Consider the following 23,439-nt stretch of genomic DNA (forward strand, 5'->3'; position numbering starts at 1 on the left):
CCATGCTCAATTATGAACTAACTCATCCACGCATCCTTCATGCGCTTGCTGCTGCTAGGCACAGCTCGCAAATACTGATTGCCGATGGCAATTTTCCTGCGCGTACAACGCTTGGCCCAAATGCGACACTATGCAATCTGAATTTGAAGCCTGGCTTGGTTGATTGCGTGACTGTTCTTGAAGCAATTCTGAGCGCAATTGTTATTGAAAAAGCAGCCGTCATGGATATGTCTAAAAATAGTCCGCATGCACCGGCTCACGAGTCTCGTATATGGGATGAGTTTCGGGAAGTTCTTGCAGATGATGGATAGCAGGGTGAGTTAGGTAAAATCGAGCGGTTTGCGTTTTATGAAGCGGTTCACAGCCCCGATGTTGCACTGGTGATCCAAACCGGTGAGCAGCGTGTATATGGCAATATTTTGCTCACGATGGGTGTTGTTATTACAGAATAGATACGGGTTGCCTATCTCCAATCATCTAAGACTAAAATCTATCTATTGATTAGCTTGAGCGTTCGTAGGTAATAAATGTAAACGGGTAGATGTGCCGATCGTCTGCTGGGTGTTCTGTTTTTTCAGTAACTTCAAAATCAGATGGATTGAAGTTGGGGAAGAAACGATCGCCTTCGACATGCGTATGCACCAGCGTGATATACATGCGCGTAACAAAAGGCAAAGCAGCTTTGTAAATCTGTTCCCCGCCAATAATGAACGGCTCGTCATCTTGTGATTGAGCGATATTGATCGCGTCCTGCATGCTTTGTACAACCGTGATCTCGCCCGTTGCCATGGCTTCTTCAGTGAGCGAGTAGTTCTTATCGCGTGTGAGAATAATGTTATGGCGGTTGGGTAGTGGCTTGTTGCCGATTGAATCGAAATTGGCACGCCCCATGATCACTTGATGCCCTTTGGTTTTGTTTACAAACCATTTCATGTCGTCAGGCAGATGCCACGGCAAATCGCCCTCGCGTCCGATCACGCGGTTCTCGCTCATTGCAACAATCAATGATAGTGGCTTCAAGTTATCTCCCTTGGAAGATCATGGTCATTTCGTGCGTCTTGCGAGGTTATCCATCGCGCTGAGAAGTCGGTCGGGCCGTTCAAATTATGCATTTGGTGGGCCTGTTGCCTGACACGGATTCGGTTTCGCATCATGAGTGATCATGCAATTTGCTTTATCCCGACTTATTCGAACGTGACATCATAACCTAACCTCAAATTTTTGCAGCCAATCTCAAGCGGATCTGTTGATATCTCTCCAGTTTTACCTGTTTTAACATGAAACCTGTACGCATTTTATTGCAAATGAGTGTATCCGAATCCACCCGCTTGCTGTTAAAATGTATATCAGATCGCAATGTGTTCTACGGTATCGCTCACCTATAACTTACTAGGTCATCCTTCGAGGCTCAGCAACGTGCTACGTTTGAAATTTAGTTCTGGCATTCAGGAGGGGCGGGACTACAGCATCAGGCAAAGCAAAGGCGCTGTTCTTGGGCGTAAGTGCAAGGGTATTCTCGTTGCTGACATGATGGCGTCACGTCAGCATGCTCAGATTGTTTACCAGAACGGCGCCTGGCTACTCAACGATCTCGAATCAAGTAACGGCACCTATCTCAATGATCAGAAAATCCAGAATTTTGCTGAGCTTGAAATCGGCGACATCATCCGAATCGGCGAAACCAGTCTCGTCATCTTCGAGATTCAACAAGAGCCAGATTTTCCAATCACGTCAACAACGAAGATATCCGAATCAAATCCTGTAACCCCCTCGCCACAAGCAGATCGTCTAGCCGCTCCTATACCCATGACTCGCGATCAAGCCGTGGCCGCACAGCTTGATGCTGCCATGCACGCAACGCCGCCTTCCTTCCCTTGTCCTCAAGTCAATATCAAATCACAGCCTTCACTCGATGATCAGCCCAACTCTCCACTAACCGACGCTCAAATGAACGAGCAAACAGTCGCTGGCATGGCCTATGATCCTTCGCAAGTGATTGAGCATTGGGATGATGATGATTTAGTTGAAGAAGATACGCCGCTTGCAGAAGCTGAGCTTAACGATGCTGATCAGATGGCCGTGGAAATGAACGAACTGCTTCAGCCGCTTCCCGATGGCCGCTCTCTTGAGCGAGTAGATTTTAATACCGACACACGTACCATTACGCCGTTTCGTGTTATCTCAATGATCGTGTTCATTACAGCCCTTGCTGGTATTACTTTCCTTGCTTATCAAAATCAACAGCTCAAGCAGGCCATTAATCGCAGCGATGTTCCCATCAAGCCTGTGACGCAAAAAGATAGCGGTGTACCTGAGGCAATAGCTTCAAGTCCGCCAGAGCATGCCGCGGTATCGCTAACGGTTGTGCCTGAGGTGGCCGTAATACCAAAACAGGATCGGACTGATCAGAAAACCAGCACAATCTCACCCGCTACTACAACAGCACCGGTGAAACCGGTGAAACCTGTGGAATCTGCAAACAAAGGCAATACTGCCGCAGCGGAAGATCACTCTGCTGATGCGACTACGCAGCAAGCTCCATCCTCTGTCAAGCAAGCAGTACCTGAGAACATCTCAAAAGATGGCAAGCCCGAGCCCGATTCCAAAAGTAAAGGTGATCGCACTTTAAAACCGCAGCAAGAAAAGATGAACATTCAACCAAATATCGCCAGTTCTGATTTTCTTCCCAGGAAGCAGACCGCCCTCTACCTCATGCATCAAGGTGATCCAGAACCGTCAACAGCAAAGCCGTCACCATGATCTGTAAAAAATGTTTTTACAACCTCTATTACAACGAATCAGGTGCCTGTCCAGAGTGCGGCCAATCTTTTGATCCGCTCGACCCAAGCACCTATCGAGATCGTGCACCTGACACAGGCTTCCGCCGCTATCGCTTCTGGATTTGGCGCATTGTGAAAACTGCCATCCTCCCACTGGTCCTCTTCTTTCCCATTCCCGGCTTCCCGCGCCCTTGGGACCTCTCACCGATCTCAATCTGTTATACCTTCATTATCAGCTTTATTCTCTTTACAGTCTTGATTGATTTTTCCATCGCCCTCATGAGGCAAATTTTCAACGAGGCGAAACTACTCAGATAGCATCAGCAATAAAAAAGGCAGCTCATTGAGCAGCCTTCATATCATTTCCTATTATCCAACCACCGTTGCGCTGCAACTCAAAGTCGGATTTGAAAAAACGATGCTACGCACGGGGGGGATCGCTGCAACTCAAGGGCGGGTTTGGAAAAACGATGCTACGCACGGGGGGGGATCGCTGCAACTCAAGGGCGGGTTTGGAAAAATGATGCTACGCACGGGGGGGATCGCTGCAACTCAAGGACGGATTTGGAAAAAGCTTGTGACGTAACAGGGGGATGGGATTTAGTCGTAGCGGAATACGCCTTTGCGGAATGCATAGGCATACGCCACAATCGTAGTCAACACGAAGAACAGCATGCGGCCCAAGAAAAGCGTTGGTAAATTATTCGCATCTGATGCATCGCCACCCAATGACAAGAAATCAACTGCCCATGGATACAGGAACACGATTTCAACGTCGAAAAGCAAGAACGTCATTGCGACAACATAAAATCGCACATTGAACCGCCGTCGTGTCTCAGCCAACGGGTTCACGCCTGATTCATACACCGAGCCCTTCACCTTCCCCTTGCGACTAGGCCCCAACAAATGAGTAATGACCACATTGCCCAGACCAAAGCCAAGGCCAATCAAAACCAGCAGCCCGATCGCCGCGTAATGATTAAATTCTTCGACAGCTAGTAGTGTGCTCATGCCCAATATTGTAGCCATCACGCCGCACCTGTCGAATCATTCCCGCATCCCACAACTGCCCTTGGCGCGGCCATTCTTCCTCACCACAACATGCATCTGTGATGTATTCCACATTTTCTCCCTAACCCGCTTTGAACCAACTGCTTAAGGCAAATATCGCTTCCCCCGATTGGCAGCCACCATCCACCCCCTTAAACTCATGAATATGAAGCAATATCTCGACCTCATGCAGCACGTCCTCACCCACGGCTCCGATCGCTCCGACCGCACTGGCACCGGTACGCGATCCGTCTTCGGCCACCAGATGCGCTTCAATCTATCCCCCCCCTCAAAAAGCAATGCGCTGCAAGTCAGCAGCGGCTTGGAAAATGACATGACACAAATAGGGGGGGGCGGGTTCCCTTGTGTCACCACCAAAAAGCTCCACCTTCGTTCTATTATTCATGAGCTGCTCTGGTTTCTTAAAGGCGACACCAACATCGCCTATCTCAAAGACAACGGCGTCTCAATCTGGGATGACTGGGCAGACGAAAACGGCAACCTCGGCCCTGTCTACGGCTCGCAATGGCGCTCCTGGCCCAACCCCGACGGCTCAACCACCGATCAGATCAGGCAACTCCTCCATCAAATCAAACACAACCCCGACTCCCGCCGCCTCATCGTTTCCGCATGGAATCCCGGCCTCGTCGACGACATGGCCCTCCCTCCCTGTCACGCGCTCTTCCAATTCTACGTCCAGCCTCAGTCCGATGGCGGCCCCGCTCGACTTTCCTGTCAACTCTATCAACGCTCAGCCGACATCTTCCTCGGTGTTCCCTTCAATATCGCCTCATACGCACTGCTCACCATGATGATCGCTCAAGTCTCTAACTTGCGGTTAGGAGACTTCATCCACACCCTCGGCGACGCCCACCTCTATACCAATCATTTTGAGCAAGCTGAACAGCAACTCGCCCGTACACCCCGCCAACTCCCCACCATGCGTCTCAACCCAGACGTCAAAGATCTCTTCGATTTCACGTTCGATGACTTCGAACTCCTCAACTACGATCCACACCCTCACATCAAAGCCCCCGTCGCCGTCTAATTTTTTAGGTCGTAATATCGACTATCCAAACCCGCCCTTGGGGCGACGCGTATCGTTGTGCGCCATCGATTCAGCATCGTGGTAGCCACGGACTGGCAGGCCGCCGGTCTTCTGTCCCCGCATTTTCACCCTTATTCCCGAACTTCTTCCCAACTTGCACTCGCCCGCATATACCCGCTATAATGCCTCCCCTAAAGGGCGATTAGCTCAGTTGGCTAGAGCAACTCGTTTACACCGAGTAGGTCACTGGTTCGAGTCCAGTATCGCCCATTAAACACCACTAAAACTCCTGACTACGATCAGGAGTTTTTTTGTTACCCATCTCTTTCTCAATCACGCTTCCACCCGATCCCGCCTTGATGCATAATACATCTGTTCACAAACCAACATGATTCCGGAGCTGAGATGATTCTTAACGCATCAGCCAAATTGCTCGCTATGGTCGCCTTTCTGTTGGCCTCCATCGCTCACGCAGCAGATCTTACTGTGACCATCCCCGGCCACACCGATCTGGCAGATATTTGGTCCTATCAACTCCCTTTTAGCGAACCCTACAGGACCTATGACCTTTCCACGGAATTCAAAGCCTTTACCGTTGATCAGAACAAAATCACCGCACAGCTTCCCGATGGAAAATATGCGCTTGTCTTCAATCGCGTAACCGAGGACAGCATCCTTTCCGTAAGAACACCCCTCCTGACACCTTCGCGTCAAACACGATCAGAAAATATCCCACTCAAAACAAAACAAGTTTCGCTCACTCTTAACGCTCCCGCCAACTTCACCGTTGAATCGCTCGTCCTCCGAGCTCATGATGATGGCAAACAAATCCGATGGATTCGTCCCAGCCATGCATCGCCAACAACGCTCCCCACACTCACCGTTTCGCCCAAAATCAAATACCAACTCATCATCAACGCGACCTACAATAACACGCCCCTCATCTATTACACACAACTCTCTCAAATCCGCAATGGAACACTCGTCATACAAACATCAAAGCTCAACCGCATCACGATCACCCTTGACCCCGAGACGCCGCCTCATACCGAAGCAACACTCAACCTCAATTTGATGGATCAAATCCGTACACTCAATTTCAATGATCCCGTTGTTGTGTATACGAATCGGCGTTACCTCGAAGCAACCTACAACCTGAAAATCAGCAACCAGAACACCATCACTTTTGGCGTTAAATCCATCTTCGCTTCACGTAATACCAATCTCACCCTCGGCGGCCCGCTCAAGCCACACGCCTGGGTTGAAGCGATGAAGAAAAAACACAAAGGCAAGTACATCTACCCCATCTATCAGCAACTCATCGTCCGCGATAAGTCCGGCCTCATCCTCAATCCTGCCGACTTACAACTCTCAGGCATTCAATACGAAGTCGGCTCGAAAACCGGAAAACTCAACCTCCCATCCACTGAAGTACAACCCGATCATTGGCCCAATGAGAAATTTGTCCGTCAATTTGCCTGTGCCGTTAAAACAACGACCAACCTATTTCCTGACGCCGTCATTCCCATCGAAAAAATCAATACCTACCGCACGAGACACTTTGAAATCCATGTCCCAGCCTGTGTCGCAACCCTCGCCCGTATGTACATGGCTAAAGCCGAAGTCGCATACACCCACAGCAAACCCATCACCGATTATCCCGGTTCCGGCAACATCCGCATCTACCTCATCACCAATAAATCCGGCGCAAAAGGTGGGTGGCGCGGTAAACGCAAAGGTAAAAAGAACGGCCACATCTCCATGCCCGAAAAACACTTCCTCCTCAATCGCGATTATCAATCAAGAATCAATCACCTTCAGCACGAAATCCTCCACACCTACGGGCATGGCCACGGCAACCCTGCCGATCAGGCCGCCTTTAAGATCATCGAAGACCAGTCAATTAACCATTGGAAAGCCTACGCAAAAACCGCCGTCCTCGACCCTAACTTCATCCCCAAATTGCAGCGCAGATAACCCGACAACCCAAATATTTTACCTCCGAGTCCCTGCTTTCCTATAATGAGCTGATCAATCATGACTACCAAGCTCACACAACAACTCGATGATCTCTGGGCTAAGCTCAAACAGGCTCCGACTATTGCACGATTAGATCAACAATCGCTTACGCCAATATCCAGCCCATCCCCCGACAACAAGCTCATCGTCGTCATCCCCGTCGGCATGATCGGCTCAGGTAAAACCACCGTCGCTAAATACTTTCTCGACAAACACTTCCTCATGGCCTACGAGGACATGCTCATCTCTTCATTCCACGGCGGTACATACGATTATAAAATCCCTCTGCAACAACAATATCTCGCAGCAATGCGGGAAGTCGCTGCATATTGGTTGGGGCAGGGTTTTTCAGTTGTTGCGGATTCAACGAACCATACCCGTCGACGCCGTCTTGATGTAATCAACCGTCTTGCAGAAGTGCATGGCCGTGAGTTTATCTGCGTGTTAGGCGTTGTGATGCCGAAACGCGAGGCCGCCTTCCATGCCGCCATTCGCATTCAGCACGATCATCGCGATTACGCAACCGAACGATGGAAGCGTGTTGCCGCCGAACACGAAGCAGAATACGAACCAGTGACCGAAGACGAGCCATTCGATTTTGTCCTCCATCTTCCTGATGTTTTTGACTAACTGTCGATTAGGATAAAAACTGAATTTTACAATTGTATTTGTATCGCTTGAGATCAATTTGCGCGCATACGGCCTACAGAACGCTGAACAAAACATGCACACGCCTAAAATTCCTGTGCGCACGTTTTGTTGACCCTTCGAAATACGTACTCATTAACCTGTTGCAGCAACAGTATTAAACGATTTGCCTAGCACTTCGCACAACGAATTTCGTTTTGACTGGTTTTGAGGCGAAAAGATCAAGCAATCTCAAGCAATGGATCGTTTTAGTCAGAAATCGACCGAAAAAACGCAGTTTTGATGCACACGCACACAAACCCGCATCAGGCAATATCGTGCATTTGTGCGCAAATATAGCTATTCAGAAACATAGCATTTTATGGGAGCGACGTGTTTCCAATTGCAGGGTATGACTCAGTAGTTCATTTCTTGCGCAAGAGATTCAGTATTTTGGATTTGATATTCTTCGGCCTTTTATCGGATTTGATGATTATGTCGTTGACTCTTTGCCCATTTTTTATGCTCGTGGTTTTATGAAGTAGTTGGCTGCATAGATCGACATATAGCTGAAAATCAGTTATTTCCAAATTATCAATCGTGTCTGATCCACCGAGAAACAGAGGTGTTTTATAACCGACGCATTGTTGGTAATTAAAGTGTTGGTTATAAGTGCTATACCACTCAGTGAAGAAGGGATAGGCAAGTGCATCATCTTGATGATCGATTAGAGCTTGACTATGGAAGCTGATGATATCGAAAGGGATTTCAAGGGCTTCACCTGTACCTGGCTCGATAAGAAGTATTGTCGGTTTGCCGTTTACGGTGTTTTTATGATCAATCACGAAAATTCGTCCAAGCCAATCTCGCGAAAAAGCGACACAGCGACCTTGGGACTTTGGAAAAATGCAATACACAAGTTTGGTAACAGGCTGTATCTCGTCTGCAGATAGTACGGTGTACAGGCCGTTGTTGTAGGATGTGCCGCCTATAGTTTCCACCACAGATTTCAAATCATTATCGACATTGAGTCGGAGTGGCCCGTTTTTAGTATTCGAGCTTGGTGTATAGTTTTGAAGAAATCGGCTGAATGTCATGTTCTGCCCCAGACAATCAATATTCAGATAGGAAACAGGATATTTACATACGGGTTTAATATATATGTAATCAGTGTGAATAAAAAGCTGCGAATCGATCGCAGCTTTGATAGTGTCTAGTTTTTGTTAAAGCTTTAGCTTTAATCCTCAGCGTGGTCTAGGAAGCGGGAGAGGCCGGGGCGGAAGACGACCTTGTTTTCGAATGGTAAAAGCTTTTCATCCAAGTACATTTGAACAGCATTGGAGAGGACGTTGCCTTCGAGTTTTTGGCCTTTTTCGCGGACGTCTTCAGCAGTGTCGTTGCCGACGTTGATGTGGAAGACGTCTTGGAGGATGGTCGGGCCTTCGTCGAGATCTTCGGTGACGAAGTGAGCGGTGCAGCCGGTGACTCGGACGCCGCGTTCCCATGCCTGGTGGTAGGGTTTGGCGCCGGGGAAGTAAGGCAGCAATGAGGGGTGGATATTAATAATACGGTTTGAGTACTTTTTCACCATCTCAGGCGGAATGATCTGCATGTAGCGAGCGAGAGCGACGAGGTCGATGTCGTACTCAGCTAATTTTTCCATGATCCATTTGAAATGGGCGGGCTTGTCTTTAGATGACAGCCAATGGAAGGGCAGGCCGGCATCTTTGGCGACAGACTCAAGGTCGGGGTGGTTGCCGAGGACGCAGACGATGTCGCCGCGATATTTGCCGGTTTTCCAATCACTGATCATCTGATCGAGGCAGTGAGCTTCCTTGGTGACCATGGCGGCGACGCGTTTGCGGCGGCGTTGATCGTGGAAGGTGACGCGAACCTGCATGTCGATTTCTTTGCCAAGCTCGAGCATTTCGGTGATGAGCTGATCGAGAGAGAGAGACATTTCAGCAAGATCGACGAGCATGTCCATGATGAACTTGCCGTTGACGACCTGCTGCTCAATATCGAGGATGTTGATGTCCTTCTCGGCGACGTATGTTGCGAATCGAGCAACGACGCCTTTCTGGTCGGAGCCGATGACATTGATGACGGCTTTGATGGTTGGCATGAGACTGCTCCTCGTATCTCCTCGGTTATCTACGGGTGAGGATATGTGTTTTGAATGAATAACCTGTTGATAAGCGCTATTGTAACGAGATTCGGCTTGTGGAATGCGGTATAGCTTGTTTATAATCGTGTCACTGCAAAGTCCACTTTTGTTATAAGAGCAAAGGAGTGCTCACAAATCATGCTAACTAAACAGGTTCCGTAATTTCGACGTCAGATGCGCTGGGTAGAATAATGCGTATGTGACGTTCTTGTCTTTCTTAGGGACTGTTTGTTGGCTAAAGCTTTACTAACTGCGACACGTCATGGTAGACGAAGAATGTTAGCAGAATGTGGAGAATGGATGATTTGATGCTGGGACAGGCATGTGGACGGCAGTATGAGAAGTGTATGTCTGAACGTTGCGTGGCATGCATGGACCATCGGGTAATGGATCACGGAAGCGCACTGGGTCAAGGAGAAGACCATGAGCCGCACGGAGGCAAGCCCATCAAGCCTGTCGACTATTACAAATGAGAATGTTGACGAGGTCTGGAAGGAATACAAGTCTGGAGAGACAGAGTTTCTCCGTAACAAGATCTTGGAACACTATCTTCCGCTCGTAAAATATATAGCAGAGCGTGTCCACTCAAAGTTGCCGAACGAGGTCGATTGTGATGACCTGATTAGTGCGGGGATCTTTGGGTTGATGGATGCGATCGATGCATTTGATTTGTCGAGAGGGATCAAGTTCCAGACTTACTGTGCACCGCGAATTCGTGGGGCGATCCTTGACGGATTGCGCGCGATGGACTGGGTGCCACGTCTGGTGAGATCACGTACGAATAAAGTCGGCACGGCGAGAACCAGGCTTCAGATGCAGATGGGTCGTAAACCGACTCACGACGAGATAGCTGAAGAGATGGATATCTCGATGGAGGAGTACGACAAGATCCGCAAGGACTCGAGTACGGTTGGCGTGACCTCGCTTGACCGGAAGTTCTTTGAGACGGATAGCTCGCGTGAGATGCGTGAGATTGACGTGCTGATCGATCGGACGCAAGAGAACCCGATGTCGGCTGCTCAGCGTAAGGATTTGAAGTCGCTGATCTCGAAAGGTCTGTCACGGGCTGAGCGTTTGATTCTTATACTTTACTACTTTGAAGAAATGACGATGAAAGAGATCGGCACGACGCTGGATCTTTCGGAGTCTCGCGTCAGTCAGATGCATGCATCGGTGCTGGCGAGATTACGGGCGGGGCTCGCACACAGAAGCGGACAGCTTTATTCAGAGCTGGACTAATGTGAGCGATAGATTTCGCAGGGGTAAGATGAGAGAGAATAAAAAAAAGCCAGTCTTCGGACTGGCTTTTTTGCTGTTATATGGGGCGAGGGTGAGTGCGTGATGCGAAATGTTGTTGGGCAAATAGGTGGTTGAGTGATGATAAAGATCGGTGGTCTGTAGGCCGCGGCTATTGGCGTTGTAGGATTCGGTATGGTGTCTAACTATGCGCTGCAATCGAGAAAATTGATAAGCATAAAGATCTACGAGCTGTAAGCTCGCAGCGAATGGGGAAATCAATGTGAGAGGGATTGGGGGGGACACCCCGCCACCGGCGGTAATGGGCTTGGAGGCGTTCTCTTTTTTACGTCTAATTATGCGCTGTAATCGTGGGGATCGCTGCAAGTCAGGGGTGGGATTGGAAGTTGCGTGATACGAACAGGGGGGGGGATTATTGTTCGAGGATGGAGCGGTTACGGCCGTGGCGGATGATGTCGCCTTCAGTCATATAGATGACGTCCTCGGCGATGTTGACCACATGATCGGCGATGCGTTCGAGGTTGCGCGAAACATTGAGCAGATGGATGTAGGTTTGCACGAGTTCGGGGTCTTCGCGGATGGCCTGTTCGACGCGGCGGTACATGCCGGTGTGGATTGCATCGACTTCGTCGTCACGGTCTTTGACTTGTTGGGCGAGTTGAGCGTCTTGATTGATGAGCGCGTCGAGGGATTTTGAGAGCATCCATTTGACGGTGTGAGTCATGCCGGGCAGGTCGAAGGGGATGCGGTCGAGGCGTGCGAAGCGTGAGAGGTAGATTGCTTGTTGAGCGATGTTGACGGCAAGGTCGCCGATGCGTTCGAGTTCGTTGTTGATCTTGAGTGTTGCGACAACGTAGCGAAGATCCATTGCGACAGGATGGTATAGGGCGAGGGTGTGGAGGCATTCTTCTTCGATGTCGACTTCGGCGAGGTCGATGAGGTGATCGGCGTCGAAGACTTTTTGTCCGAGTTCAGGGTCGCGGTGTTGGATGGCGGTGATTGCGTTTTGAACCGACTCTTCGGCAAGTGCGCCGAGTGAGAGTATCTGCTTTTTCAGTTTTTCGACTTGTCGTTTGAGGTGCATTGTCCATTCAGCTTGTGAGGAAGCTGCTCGTCATTAAGTGTTTGTTTTATTAGGCGTTTTACGCGTTTACTGTTTTGCTGAGGAACGCTATGAAGCGGCTTCGGCAGGTATAGGCTTGTGGCAGGATAAGAGGGGGCATCTTTGCGATCGTGAACACAATCATTGTGTTGTGTGTGATTAACCGAAGCGGCCGGTGATGTAGTTTTCGGTTTGTTCGTTTTCTGGGTTGGTGAAGATCTGACGGGTTGGACCGTATTCGATGAGGTCGCCTTGGAACATGAAGGCGGTGTAGTCGGATGAGCGGGCGGCCTGCTGCATGTTGTGTGTGACGATGACGATTGTGTATTCTTTGCGTAGCTGATCGATGAGTTCTTCGATCGCTGCGGTGGACTTGGGGTCGAGTGCGGAGCAAGGCTCGTCCATGAGGAGGACTTCGGGTTCAGCGGCGATAGCGCGTGCGATGCAGAGACGTTGTTGTTGTCCGCCGGAGAGTCCGAGTGCGGATTGCTTGAGACGGTCTTTGACTTCGTCCCATAGGGCAGCGTGGCGGAGTGAGTTTTCGACGATTTCGTCGAGATCAGTTTTGGAGATGCGTGTGTGGAGGCGCGGGCCGAAGGCGACGTTGGCGTAGATTGATTTGGGGAATGGGTTTGGTTTTTGGAAGACCATACCGACGCGTCGGCGGAGGTCGACGACGTCTGTGCCGGGTGCGAAGAGGTCTTGGTTGTGTAGTTTGAGTGTGCCTTGTGCGCGTGCGCCCATGGTGAGGTCGTTCATGCGGTTGATCCATCGTAGGAATGTGGATTTGCCGCATCCTGATGGGCCAATGAAAGCGGTGACGCATTTTTCGGCGATGTTCATGGAGATGTCGTGAAGCGCTTGAAAGTTGCCGTACCATGAGTTGAAGTCTTTGACTTCGATGGCGACTTTATTCCCGACGACGTCGGCGCGTTCGTGGACGACAGGCTTTGAAAGTGAAAGCTCGTCTTTTGGTTGATCTGTTGTGACGGTTTGCCCGTTGGTTTCGGGTGCGTTCACGAACTGTTCTTGTTGGTCGGTGGTTTGTGTCATGGTCATGGCTATTAACTGGTTAGGTTAAGTTGATTTTAATTGGTCATTAGGCTGAGCGTGTGTGTGATTAGCTCATGGGTTTGTGTGTGAGTTGGCGGATGGTGATGGCGATTGCATTGAATGAGAGGAGGATGATGAGTAGGACGATGATGCCTGAGGCTGCGACGTAGTGGAAGTCGGCTTGTGGTCTGCCGGCCCAGTTGAAGATTTGTAGCGGCATGGCAGAGAAGTCGTCCATGAGGTGTCCGGGTGTGAAGCGGAGGTATAGTGAGGCGATGATAAGTAGTGGAGCGGCTTCGCCGATGGCGCGTGACATGGCGAGGATCGTGCCTGTCATGATGCCGGGGATTGCTGCGGGGAGTGATGTTGACCAGACGGTTTGCCAACGCGTGCATCCGAGAGCGAGCGCACCGTGTCGGAGTGATCCGGGAACGGCGCGGAGGGCTTCCTGTGCTGAGATGATGATGATGGGGAGGATGACGAGCATGAGTGTGAGCCCGCCTGCGAGGACGGAGCGTCCGAATGGGAAGCGGAGATAGTACCAGTTGTCGGTGGTACCGAGTTCGAATGCGGGGTTATCGATGGTGGCGATTTCGCCTGCAAAAGAGGCGTAGAAATCGGATTTGAAGAAGTTGAACATGAGTGCGAACGCGGTCATGCCGAGGATGCCGTAGACGATGGAGGGGACACCTGCGAGGTTGGTGATGTTGAGTTGGATGATGCCGTGAAGCATGCGGAGGTATTTGTTTCGTGGTTTGAATTCTTCGAGGAGGATGGCTGTGCCGACACCGATAGGGATTGCGGTAAAGGCGCAGACGCCACAAACGAAGATGGTGCCCATCATGGCGGGGAAGATGCCGGCTTTGACGGGTTTACGTGAGGGGGAGTTTGTAAGGAAATCCCAAGTGAGGAAGTCTTTGCCTTGGAGGCCGATGGAGGTGAGGAGGATGAAGAGCATTGCGATGGAGAGCGCGGCTGCGGTGATGCAGAGGACGACAAAGAGTTTATCTTTGGCGAAGCGGCCGTTTTTATGGAGTGCTGGATCAGAGAGTGACTGCATAATGGATTGCTCTGTGGTGTTCTAATCAAGGGTTAGTGTGAGGCGTTGAGCTTGTTTGGGTTAATCGTATGCTTGGCGGAATCGTACGCGGACGATGTGGCCGATGATGGTGAGTGCGAGGGTCATGAGGAAGAGAGTTGCGCCGACGGCGTAGGCTGAGTAGTATTCGGGGCCGAAATTCGAGACATCGCCGAGGAAGATTTGAACCATGTAGGCGGTCATGGTTTGTGTTTCACCGCGAGGGTCGAAGCCGTTGACGAGTGAGTCGACGAGTTGCGGTGGTGATGAGCCTGCGGCGAGTGCGACGATCATGACTTCGCCGATGGCGCGTGCAAATGCGAGAAGGAATGCGGCGATGATGCCGGAGAGCGCGGCGGGTGTGACGACTTTTGTGGAAGTTTCGAATCGTGTTGAGCCGAGACCGTAGGCGCCTTCGCGTAGTTGTTTGGGTACGGCGCGGAGTGCGTCTTCGGTGAGTGATGTGACGATGGGGAGGCACATGATGCCGACGGCGATGCCGGCGGACATGGCGTTGAAGACTTCGAATCCGCCGTGTAGCCATTGAAGCGAGGGTGTGATGATGGTGAGGGCAAAGAAGCCGAAGACGACGGTGGGTATACCGGCGAGTACTTCGAGCATTGGCTTGAGGACACGGCGAATTTTTTCGGGAGCGTATTCGCTGAGCCAGATGGCGGTGATGAGGCCGAGTGGGATGGCAACGGACATGCCGATGACGGTGACTTGGAGTGTGCCGGAGATGAGGGGCCAGATGCCGAAGTGGTGTTCGGCGCCGAGTAGTGGTGCCCATTTGAGGCCGAGGAAATAGTCGGCGAGTGAGACTTCATCGAGGTTGAAGAAACGGATGGTTTCTTTAGCGAGGACGATGATGATGGTGAGTGTGGTAGCGAGAGAGAAGAGGCCGCAGGAGATGAGGCCGGTCATGATGAGTGATTCGCGGATTTTGCGAATCCTTTTTGAGCGTGGTTTGCAGTCGGAAAGCCGACGGGGCTCGTGGGGAGAGGAGGATGTATTTGAAAGAGTGGTCATATATATAGCCGTGATACGTGGGTAAGGCTGGGTCATGAAATCGAGTGGTGTGTGAGGGTGATGAGTTTTTGAGGTAGAAGGCACGTTGCTGCGGTTAGGCAGCAACGTACGAGATATTTAGTTGTTATTTATAGATGTCAGGGAGTGCACCCTTGATCTTTTCACCATCTGCATCGAGGAAGTGTGTGCCGGTGTGAACGGTGAGGTACTTCTTTTTAGCGATCGCGTAGACAGCGGATGGAAGGCGGACGTAGCCAACTTCTTCGGCAAGGGCAGGGCCCTGTTCGAAGTAGAACTTGACGAAGGCGTCAACTTGTGGCTTGTTCACGCTCTTTGCGTTGACGTAGATGAACAGAGGACGTGAGAAAGGAGCATACTCGCCAGACTCGATGGTCTTGGATGATGGGAGTACAGCGCCCTTGCCGCCGTCGATTGCGACAGCTTTGAGCTGGTCGGTGTTTTCGAAGTAGTAAGCACAACCGAAGAAGCCGATTGCACCCTTGTTGCCGGCCACGCCGCGGACGAGGATGTTGTCGTCTTCGGAAACGGACATGTCGCTACGGATAGAACCTTTTTTGCCAGCAACGACTTCTTTGAAGTAGTCGAATGTGCCGGAGTCTGTGCCTGGAGCGTAGATCTTGATTGGGAGATCTGGGAAACCTGCACGAACGTCTTTCCAGTTGGAGACAGCGGAGCTGTCGAGGAAGATTGCCTTGAGCTCATCGACAGTGAGGTTTTTAGCCCAGCTGTTCTTTTTGTTGACGACGATGGTGAGGCCGTCGTATGCCACGGGGATTTCGATGAAGTTGATGCCGTTTTCTTTGGCAGCTTTTAGCTCTTTGCCTTTGATTGGGCGTGAAGCGTCAGAGATGTCGGTGTCGCCGATGACGAAACGCTTGAAGCCACCACCGGTGCCGGAGACGCCGACGGTCACTTTGACGCGTGGGGCTTCACCGGAAAATTCTTCGGCGACAGCTTCGGTGATTGGGTAAACAGTTGAAGAGCCGTCGATACGGACTGGGCCGGAAAGCTTTTTGTCGGCGGCGTTAACAGTCGTGAAAGTTGTTGCGATCAGGCCAGCAGCAGCGAGGCCGAGTGCTGCGAAGCGGATTTTGCTGATGGGGTTCATCAGTTGATCTCCTAAAGGATGTCACAGTTTGAATGTTGAAGTCAATCTTGTTTGTTTCCGTAACAGTTACGGGTGTACGTTTTTCCTCCCCCGGTTATCCCCTTCCGGTATCTTTCTCTCCGTTATGTTGCTGTTATCACTCACCAGGCAACGGAGACGACAACGAACTGGCTGCAGCACCTTTGCGATTGTCGAGTCGCGTTCGAGCGTTGGCGTGTTTAGTCAAAATGAATGGGTATGGCTAGGTGCGAAACTGAATCATGTGTACATATAGTTTTGCACGAAAACCCGTTCATAGAGACACAAACACAATTGGCTCTTAGTTCAGGTGCAAAGAATAAATTTGGTTTGTTAACGGATTGTTAGCGGTAGATGAGGAATGTAAGAAAGCATGCTAACGTTCGTTTTAGGGGCATAAGAGGGGTATGGAATGTTAGGAATAGGTTAGATGTGTTCAGATTGTGCGTAACAGGTGTTGATGTGGAAAGGTCGAGAAGCATGAATGTTAGAGCTGATCGGATAGGCCGAAGGTTGGTGGGGAACCGATTAATGCGTGAATGATTTTGCCGAGGCAGATGATGAGGACGGCAAGTAGGAGTAGCGCGGTCATGACGATGGCTTGCCAGTACATGCCGAGGCCGATGAGCCATGCGACGTCGTAGACGATGAGCCAAAGTCCGGCGATGCGGGAGTATCGGAGTCCAAGTTGTCGACGTGTGGTGATGTTTAATTTTTCGGCTTTGCCAAACATAATACTGGTGATGATGGCGAAGACGATGATTGCGAGGACGGGGCCGAGCATGAGGCGGATGATGTGCGCTTGAGTTGCGGTTTGTGCGATTGGGTTTTCATGAGGCCGGAGGACGCCAACGATGAGCATGCTCCAGAAGAGCCAGCCAGCGCAGATGCCGAAGCCGTCTTTTGCGGTGAGTCGGGGGCGTTTGTTGGCGAGCCAATGACGAGCGGTTGAGCAGAACATGACGTGTGTCATGGCGAGGATGATGGGCCATGCATATTCGGGTCGAGGGTCGGGGATGAGCATGACGAGTGATGTGATGAGCCCGAGAGAGACGACGCCGACGGCGGGCATGAAGCGGCCGGTGAGGTTGTAGAAGAGGATGCCGCCGACGGTGATGAGTGTGATGGTGGTGTTGAGTTCGCCGAGCCAGATGGATGCGGCAACGGCGTCGATCATGCTGACAACAGCGGCGGCGATGGCGAAGCGGACATTGACACGGCCAGCGGGGATGGGACGTTTGGGGGCGAAAGCACGGTCGTGGCGGGCATCGAGTACGTCGTTGAGTGCGATTCCCAGGCCGGCAAGACCGAGTGCGATGAGTGTGACAAGGATGAGGTGAAGGGTGAGAATGGGGGTGAGGCCGTTGTCGTCACGGTGGAGGATGAAGGTCATGAGCCAAATATTGGCGATGAGTGTGAGGATAACTTCGCCGCGTCCGAGTTCGAAGAGGTGAAGTATGTCACGTAGGTTGATTCGTGTTTTTGTGGATGGGTGGTTCATCAGTGTTATTATCGGCGTGATGGTGAGTTGTAGCCTTAATAAAGTCTTGGCGAGTTGGCAGAATGGGGGTGAATGCTCAGAAAGGGGGGTGTGGCGAACAAGGGGGGTAAGCCGATCGTATACAGAGTGTAAAGATCAGTGCAATGGTTGGTTAAAAAAGGTAAACTGTCAGGCCTGATGAGAAGATCAAGTGTGAAAAAGATCGGTGCGACAAAGGTCGCGTTGTTAACAACGATGGCGTCGCTGCTGTTGGGTGGCTGCAGTGCGAGCTCGTCAGGCAATCCGATATTGGATTTGCTATCGGATTTTATGCCGCCGTCGCCGAAAGAAGCGGCGTTGGATTTGTTTGATATTTATGATGCGGATAAGCGTCGTCGTGCGGTGGCTTTGATTGCGGCATCGCCGTTTGGGCATGAGGAGCCTTATGTCCGGACGTACCGGGTGATGTTGGGTCGTGGGTCTGAGGGACAGGTGTTGCCTGTGGACGATGATGCGACGGTGAGGGCGACGTGTGCGAAAGCGCTTGGGATGCATGGGACGGTTGAGGATGCGGAACTGATAGCGCCGTTGTTGAAGGACAAGGTTTCGTATGTGCGTTGGCAGGCGGCTCAGGCATTGCAGCGGATTCATAATCCGATTGCGGTGCAGCCTTTGATTGAGACGCTTCGGATGGATGAGGACTCTGATGTGAGGCAGGCATGTGCGGCGGCGTTGGGGCAGTACCCTCAGCCGTTGGTCTATGACACGTTGGTGGGTGCGTTGTCCGATCCGAATTATGGTGTTGTGCAGGCGGCGCATCAGTCGTTGCGAACACTGACGGGGCAACAATTCACGTCGCAAGGTGAAGCGTGGATTAAATGGGGAAGTGAGAATCGCTCGACATTGTTTATTGATCAGCAGATGTATCAGTTTTTGCCGTATCAAAAGCCAGCATCGATCATCGATAAGGTGCGTTTCTGGAAGGAACGCGAAGAGGTTCAGCCGAAGCTTCCGATTGGCAAGCGGCCGCTTGAAGAAGAAGATGTTATTGCAGTTGAAGCAATGACGCCGACAGACGAGGAAGAATAGGCGGGGGTTATTAAGAAGAAATATTGCGGTCGCCTAAAGGCGGCCGTTTTTTTATATAAAAAAGATCGCTCGATATAAGGAGCGATCTTTGTGTGAGATGATTTGTTGTGTTATGAGCGGCGGCGTCTATTTGTCATCGCGAGTATGCTGATGGAGATCAGGCATAGGGATGCGGGTTCTGGGATTTGGTTTGACGAAATGCTTAGGCCAGAAGCAACTGAGTAGCCAGTGAGGTATGAGAGGCTTCCGTCGGTGTCATGTGCGAGGTTGTCGAGATAAACGACGGTGTCGCCTTTGCCCCAGATTTGGATGGAGTCCATTGTGAAGTCACTGCCATCAATTTGACCATTGGTGTTATTCACCCAACTTTCCCAAGCGGTCGCGTCATCAATGTTCCATTCGTAGAGATGCCAATTGCCGTCAGCGGTGATTGCTTTGCGGATACCACGATCACCAGTCGTTGGATCATCAAGTGCAATGGAGATATAGGCATCGGTGTCAGTGGTTTTGGCCCAGACTCCGACATATCCGTCTGCGATTCGGATGGTGTTTTGGCTGCGTGTTGCGTAACTTCCTGAGACGAGTCGAGCGAACCACTCGTTGGTTTGATAGGCGTCATCGGTAATCGTGAGTTTCATGGCACCTTGGCCAACGGCTACATCAGAAGTGACGATTTCAGTTGTTGAAAGGCTTTCATTGAAGCCGGTGCTGCTGCCTGAGTAGCCGGGTGAATATTCAAAGTTCGCGAAGTTGTTGTGTTCGAAGTTTGCGAAGGCCATGTATGAGTTGTCAGCCACAGCGTGTACGCCGAAGTTAGCACCGACAGCGCGATATGTATCTGATGGTGTATTTACATAATGTGCAGTGCCATTGTTCATGGTCATTTGAGTCGAACCGCCGCCATCGAGGTTGATTGCCCATGTTGCGTCGAATGCCTTCATGAGTTTACCTAACTCATTGTTAGTGACGCCGATAGAATCGGAGCGACGGCCATCAACAGTCATGAGAATGAGTTTGTTGAGAACGGCGTTGTAGCCTACGGCAGTGCGGGGGTGACGTGAAGTTGCGTGCGAGAGTTGGCCGTTGCCTGTGAGTTGACCGTTTTGAACGATGATGTCGCTGCCTGCAAATGCGTTTCCGTAGGCATATTGATTGCCGGTATAGCTGGTGAGGAGTTCGATTTGTTTTGTTGGTGAGATGTTGACAGCGGGCCAACCGGTTGAGAAAGATGAAACGAGATTGGAGTCGGAAACAACTAGACCAACGTTGTCAGCATTTGGACTGAATGTGCCATAAAAGTTAGTGTTAATGGCGATTTCAGTGTTTGTTGCGTTCATGAAATCCATTGTGGTTTGAAGTGTCGTATCGTATGGATCTGAACCGTTGCTGGGTGTCGAAGTGAAACTGATAGATGGTTGTGCGAGTTTGATTTCCATGACATCGACGTCGAGGTGGCTATAACTCCAGCCGAGAATACCGTGAACGTCAGTACCTCGCAGCGCGCTGTATGAGACGCCGCTAAATGGGTTGGTTGTCGTCCAACCGGCAAGCGCGTGAGAGGTGAGAGCAATGGAGCATAATAGTCCGAGTGCGATTCGTTTTTTCATCATATGTTTCCTTAGAGAGGTAGAAAAAGCAAAAAAGCCGACGATAGATTTTCGCCCCGGCGGAATGTTAGATACGTCATATGTTTGCAGAAAATAGAAACGAATTGATATGTGAAACAGAGAGCAAAGTACATGCAGATATGGACGCGCGTAAATATCAAAAACGATGAAATTAGATTATGTATACCCGCGGTCTTATTCTCGGCTTTGTTTGAAAGTGTTTCATTTAGCAAGGCTAGCCTATTGGAGTGTATATAAAAAAACCACTTCATTTGAAGTGGTTTTAGAGTTTCGGGTTTTACGATTGGTTATCGTTTACTTCGAAGGAGTGCGAGGCCGCTGATTGCGAGAAGACTGAGGGTTGCGGGTTCTGGAATGATCATTGAGGAGACAGTGTCGTGCTTGAGGTTGTCAATGAATGTGACGGAGTTTGATTTACCAGAGAGTAGGATTGAATCGAGTGAGAATGTGGCGCTGTCGATTTTGCCATTGCCTACGAAGCTATCCCATTGGTCGGCATCATCAAGATTCCACTCGTAATAATGCCAGTTACCGTCGGCGACGAGCGCCTTTTTTGTGGATTTTTCGAGGTCAGATCCTTCGTCGAGTGCAAGTGAGAGGAACTGATCTGCGTCGGTCGTTTTGGCCCAGATACCGATGAAGCCGTTGGCTTCAAATTTCGTGTTATTGGCGGCACTGCCGGAAGCAGAGACCATACGTGTGAGCCAATCGCTAGAAGACGAGGCTTCGTTGATGGTGAGTTTGAGTGCGCTGTTGCCTTCTGCGGCATCGCCTGTGATGACTTCGAAAGAGGAAGATGAGGCGATGTTATTTGAGGTGCCTGACCAGTCGAGGTTTTTATCGAATTTGGCAAGGTTACCGTGCTCGAAGGAAGCGAGTTCGGAATAGGTATTGTTGATGTTGGCGTTGACGCCGAAGTTGCCACCGACTTTGCGGTATTTATCTGAGGGGTTGTTGACGTAGTGAGCGGTACCATTGTTCATGGTCATTTGTGTTGAGCCGCCACCGTCGAGGTTGATGGCCCAGGTTGCACCGAAGCCTTGCATGAGTTTGGCGAGTTCGTTGTTTGTGACACCGATGGTACGGCTGGAGTCGCGGCCATCGACGGTCATGAGGATGAGTTTGTTTTCTGCTGCGTTGTAGCCAACGGAAGTACGTGGGTGGCGTGAGGTGGCGTGGTCGATTTGACCGTTGCCCGTGAGCTGGCTGTTTTCGACGATGACGTCACTGCCAGCGAAGGCATTGAAGTAGGCATATTGATTCTGATAGTAGCTGGTAACAAGCTCGACTTCATTTTTCGAAGAGATATTGATTGCGGGCCAAGCACTAGAGAAAGAAGAGACGAGTTGGCCGTCAGAGTACATGAGGCCAATGTTGTCGGTTTCGGTGTATGGCGAGAATGTGGTGCCATAGAAATTGGTATTGATGGCAATTTCTGTGTCTGAGGACTGCATGAACTGCATGGTGGTTTGGCGGGTGGTGTCACCTGCTTTTGAGCCATTGGAGGGTGTGGTTTTGAAGTTGATTCCTTCTGCTTCGAGATCGATTTCCATCACATCCACAGCGAGGGGGCTGTAGCTCCAGCCTAGGAATTGGTGTGCATCTTTGTTGCGAAGTTTGCTGTAAACAACGCCATCAAATGGGTTACTGGTTTCCCATGCCTGGGCAGCAGTTGCGATACTCAGGATCATGCCTGCGCTCAATAGTCCCAAAGCGGATTTCATCATACGTTTCACCTCTCAGAAAGTAAGGTCTCTACTCAACCCATCACAAAGCATTGGAACGACAGCTGTTATGCCGATGCCTGTGACAGCAACTCATATATGCTTGAAAAAGCATGTTTACTTGGAGAAATGCGGTTTACCGATCAATTTGGCGTGCAAAGCTGGACGTCAATCCCGGCGGTCGGCATTTCAAGCGACCCACTGTGTATATAAATGTACATGAAATTCTGAAACTAACAAAGAAATTGTTCGGTGATTGAAGAAATATTTGTTTGGCTGTTCTGCCGGGCTGTAAGACGGGGCAAGATAGCTATTTTAGGTTGTTGATTGATGTTTGGATGCAGCGTTAGTCATATCTGTACAAGTTAGGTTTAAGTTTGGTTGAGTCTAGATGTAAATACTGACATAAAATTAATATTCACAAAGGCTTGTGTGAGATAAGATGTGCGTATCACGAAAGAGGGTTCATGCATCAAAAAAATAAAAACGGGGTCGGGGATTGTGAACGGCCAAACCGATTCTGGTGGCATTTCACACTGATTGCGGTGGGTGTAACAGTTGTCAGCTTGTTAGTGACAAAGGTTCTTTTGGATCAAAAGATTCTGAGGCCGCCGTATCCTGCATTTGGGAAACAAGTGGCTTGGTTATTGGGTGAACAAGAATCTGCGTATAACTTCGATGAGGTTGTGCCGGGGCTGGTGTATCGATCATCGAACCCTGATCTTGCGTTTCTGGAATATCTGAAGGCTCAGTATGGGGTCGGTACGGTAGTGTCACTCGCTGGGCCGCAGGATTGGTTTGAAGATGCTGAGAAAATGGGGATGAAAGTGCATCGATATGGGTGGGGAACATCGAAGTTGCCTGGGATTGATGAATTAGGTGAAGTTGAGAAGCTGATGGAGCAGGCGGAAAAAGGGGATGCGGTGTTGGTGCACTGTTCTGCGGGTGCGGATCGCACGGGATATGCGGTGGCATTGTATCGGGTAAAAGCTGAGGGTTGGAAATTAGACGATGCGGTTGAAGAGATGCGCGGGTATTGGCATTTTCCAGAAACAAAGGAAATGCTTCACCTTCAAATGAAGGTCTATCTTGAATCGCCAATTGAGACAGCGCAGGCGAAACCACCGGCTTGGGATAATGCGGCTTACGAGTGAAGAATTT

Annotated in this window: 21 protein-coding genes, 1 tRNA gene and 1 pseudogene; 11 read left to right on the forward strand and 12 right to left on the reverse strand. The window is 50.4% G+C overall.

The genetic code is table 11. The annotated features are described in order from the left end of the window. The first annotated feature begins 2 nt into the window (after positions 1-2). Positions 3-452, forward strand: a pseudogene (locus tag KS4_RS03895) (RbsD/FucU family protein). A 49-nt stretch (positions 453-501) separates the two neighbouring features. On the opposite strand, the gene KS4_RS03900 reads toward KS4_RS03895, so the two are convergent. Then, positions 502-1,020, reverse strand: a complete 519-nt coding sequence (locus KS4_RS03900; protein ID WP_315851389.1) for a dihydrofolate reductase — start codon at positions 1,018-1,020, stop codon at positions 502-504. Between the two features lie 396 nt (positions 1,021-1,416). On the opposite strand from KS4_RS03900, the gene KS4_RS03905 reads away from it, so the two are divergent. Genes KS4_RS03905 through KS4_RS03915 form a run of 3 tightly spaced genes read left to right on the forward strand, consistent with a single transcriptional unit; the run spans position 1,417 to position 3,366 of the window. Then, positions 1,417-2,760 carry an FHA domain-containing protein gene (locus tag KS4_RS03905; RefSeq protein WP_200761545.1) on the forward strand — a complete coding sequence of 448 codons (1,344 nt, stop codon included), beginning with the start codon at positions 1,417-1,419 and terminating at the stop codon, positions 2,758-2,760. Then, positions 2,757-3,098 carry a hypothetical protein gene (locus tag KS4_RS03910; RefSeq protein WP_145074916.1) on the forward strand — a complete coding sequence of 114 codons (342 nt, stop codon included), beginning with the start codon at positions 2,757-2,759 and terminating at the stop codon, positions 3,096-3,098. Before KS4_RS03905 ends, KS4_RS03910 begins: the two co-directional genes overlap by 4 nt. A gap of 25 nt (positions 3,099-3,123) precedes the next feature. Further along, positions 3,124-3,366, forward strand: a complete 243-nt coding sequence (locus KS4_RS03915) for a hypothetical protein (RefSeq protein WP_145074919.1) — start codon at positions 3,124-3,126, stop codon at positions 3,364-3,366. A 14-nt stretch (positions 3,367-3,380) separates the two neighbouring features. Here KS4_RS03915 and KS4_RS03920 read toward each other — a convergent pair whose 3' ends face one another. Continuing rightward, the gene (locus KS4_RS03920) at positions 3,381-3,809 is read right to left on the reverse strand and encodes an NADH-quinone oxidoreductase subunit A (protein ID WP_145074922.1); all 429 of its coding nucleotides are present in this window, start codon (positions 3,807-3,809) and stop codon (positions 3,381-3,383) included. Positions 3,810-3,996: 187 nt separating this feature from the next. Here KS4_RS03920 and KS4_RS03925 point away from each other — a divergent pair, with 187 nt between their 5' ends. The 4 genes from KS4_RS03925 to KS4_RS03940 all read left to right on the forward strand — a co-directional run bounded on the left by KS4_RS03925 (position 3,997) and on the right by KS4_RS03940 (position 7,527). Further along, complete coding sequence (locus tag KS4_RS03925; protein WP_145081415.1) at positions 3,997-4,878, forward strand: thymidylate synthase; 882 nt, start codon at positions 3,997-3,999, stop codon at positions 4,876-4,878. Between the two features lie 196 nt (positions 4,879-5,074). Beyond that, positions 5,075-5,148 (forward strand) — tRNA-Val (locus KS4_RS03930). 135 nt (positions 5,149-5,283) lie between these two features. Beyond that, a complete protein-coding gene (locus KS4_RS03935) occupies positions 5,284-6,855 on the forward strand; it encodes a hypothetical protein (protein ID WP_145074925.1) in 1,572 nt (523 codons plus the stop codon). A gap of 60 nt (positions 6,856-6,915) precedes the next feature. Next, positions 6,916-7,527, forward strand: a complete 612-nt coding sequence (locus KS4_RS03940; protein ID WP_145074927.1) for an AAA family ATPase — start codon at positions 6,916-6,918, stop codon at positions 7,525-7,527. Positions 7,528-7,949: 422 nt separating this feature from the next. Here KS4_RS03940 and KS4_RS03945 read toward each other — a convergent pair whose 3' ends face one another. Next, on the reverse strand, positions 7,950-8,621 hold the full coding sequence (locus tag KS4_RS03945) for a T6SS immunity protein Tdi1 domain-containing protein (RefSeq protein ID WP_145074930.1): 672 nt from the start codon (positions 8,619-8,621) through the stop codon (positions 7,950-7,952). Between the two features lie 140 nt (positions 8,622-8,761). Beyond that, on the reverse strand, positions 8,762-9,649 hold the full coding sequence (locus tag KS4_RS03950; RefSeq protein ID WP_145074933.1) for a formyltetrahydrofolate deformylase: 888 nt from the start codon (positions 9,647-9,649) through the stop codon (positions 8,762-8,764). Between the two features lie 465 nt (positions 9,650-10,114). Here KS4_RS03950 and KS4_RS03955 point away from each other — a divergent pair, with 465 nt between their 5' ends. Next, complete coding sequence (locus KS4_RS03955; protein ID WP_200761546.1) at positions 10,115-10,930, forward strand: FliA/WhiG family RNA polymerase sigma factor; 816 nt, start codon at positions 10,115-10,117, stop codon at positions 10,928-10,930. 430 nt (positions 10,931-11,360) lie between these two features. On the opposite strand, the gene phoU is transcribed toward KS4_RS03955, so the two are convergent. The 6 genes from phoU to KS4_RS03985 all read right to left on the reverse strand — a co-directional run bounded on the left by phoU (position 11,361) and on the right by KS4_RS03985 (position 17,858). Continuing rightward, the gene (gene phoU / locus KS4_RS03960) at positions 11,361-12,032 is read right to left on the reverse strand and encodes a phosphate signaling complex protein PhoU (protein ID WP_145074936.1); all 672 of its coding nucleotides are present in this window, start codon (positions 12,030-12,032) and stop codon (positions 11,361-11,363) included. 177 nt (positions 12,033-12,209) lie between these two features. Next, a complete protein-coding gene (gene pstB, locus KS4_RS03965) occupies positions 12,210-13,109 on the reverse strand; it encodes a phosphate ABC transporter ATP-binding protein PstB (protein WP_234698851.1) in 900 nt (299 codons plus the stop codon). 61 nt (positions 13,110-13,170) lie between these two features. Next, positions 13,171-14,163: a PstA family ABC transporter permease gene (locus tag KS4_RS03970; RefSeq protein ID WP_200761547.1), complete on the reverse strand. Its 993-nt coding sequence runs from the start codon at positions 14,161-14,163 to the stop codon at positions 13,171-13,173. A gap of 60 nt (positions 14,164-14,223) precedes the next feature. Continuing rightward, positions 14,224-15,210 (reverse strand): phosphate ABC transporter permease subunit PstC, encoded by a 987-nt coding sequence (pstC, locus tag KS4_RS03975; protein ID WP_145074939.1) that lies wholly within the window; start codon positions 15,208-15,210, stop codon positions 14,224-14,226. A 124-nt stretch (positions 15,211-15,334) separates the two neighbouring features. Next, positions 15,335-16,339, reverse strand: coding sequence for a PstS family phosphate ABC transporter substrate-binding protein (locus KS4_RS03980; RefSeq protein WP_145074942.1), 1,005 nt, complete (start codon positions 16,337-16,339; stop codon positions 15,335-15,337). A 505-nt stretch (positions 16,340-16,844) separates the two neighbouring features. Continuing rightward, complete coding sequence (locus tag KS4_RS03985; protein ID WP_145074945.1) at positions 16,845-17,858, reverse strand: UbiA family prenyltransferase; 1,014 nt, start codon at positions 17,856-17,858, stop codon at positions 16,845-16,847. A 192-nt stretch (positions 17,859-18,050) separates the two neighbouring features. Here KS4_RS03985 and KS4_RS03990 point away from each other — a divergent pair, with 192 nt between their 5' ends. Then, a complete protein-coding gene (locus KS4_RS03990) occupies positions 18,051-18,926 on the forward strand; it encodes a HEAT repeat domain-containing protein (protein ID WP_200761548.1) in 876 nt (291 codons plus the stop codon). A 110-nt stretch (positions 18,927-19,036) separates the two neighbouring features. Here KS4_RS03990 and KS4_RS03995 read toward each other — a convergent pair whose 3' ends face one another. Both KS4_RS03995 and KS4_RS04000 read right to left on the reverse strand, forming a co-directional pair. Further along, positions 19,037-20,533 (reverse strand): phosphodiester glycosidase family protein, encoded by a 1,497-nt coding sequence (locus KS4_RS03995; protein ID WP_200761549.1) that lies wholly within the window; start codon positions 20,531-20,533, stop codon positions 19,037-19,039. Positions 20,534-20,841: 308 nt separating this feature from the next. Further along, positions 20,842-22,281: a phosphodiester glycosidase family protein gene (locus KS4_RS04000; RefSeq protein WP_145074951.1), complete on the reverse strand. Its 1,440-nt coding sequence runs from the start codon at positions 22,279-22,281 to the stop codon at positions 20,842-20,844. Between the two features lie 464 nt (positions 22,282-22,745). Between KS4_RS04000 and KS4_RS04005 the strand changes: the two genes are divergently transcribed. Then, positions 22,746-23,432, forward strand: coding sequence for a dual specificity protein phosphatase family protein (locus tag KS4_RS04005; protein WP_145074953.1), 687 nt, complete (start codon positions 22,746-22,748; stop codon positions 23,430-23,432). Positions 23,433-23,439: the final 7 nt, after the last annotated feature.

The organism is Poriferisphaera corsica (genome assembly GCF_007747445.1).
GTDB classification, from domain to species: Bacteria; Planctomycetota; Phycisphaerae; order Phycisphaerales; family Phycisphaeraceae; genus Poriferisphaera; species Poriferisphaera corsica.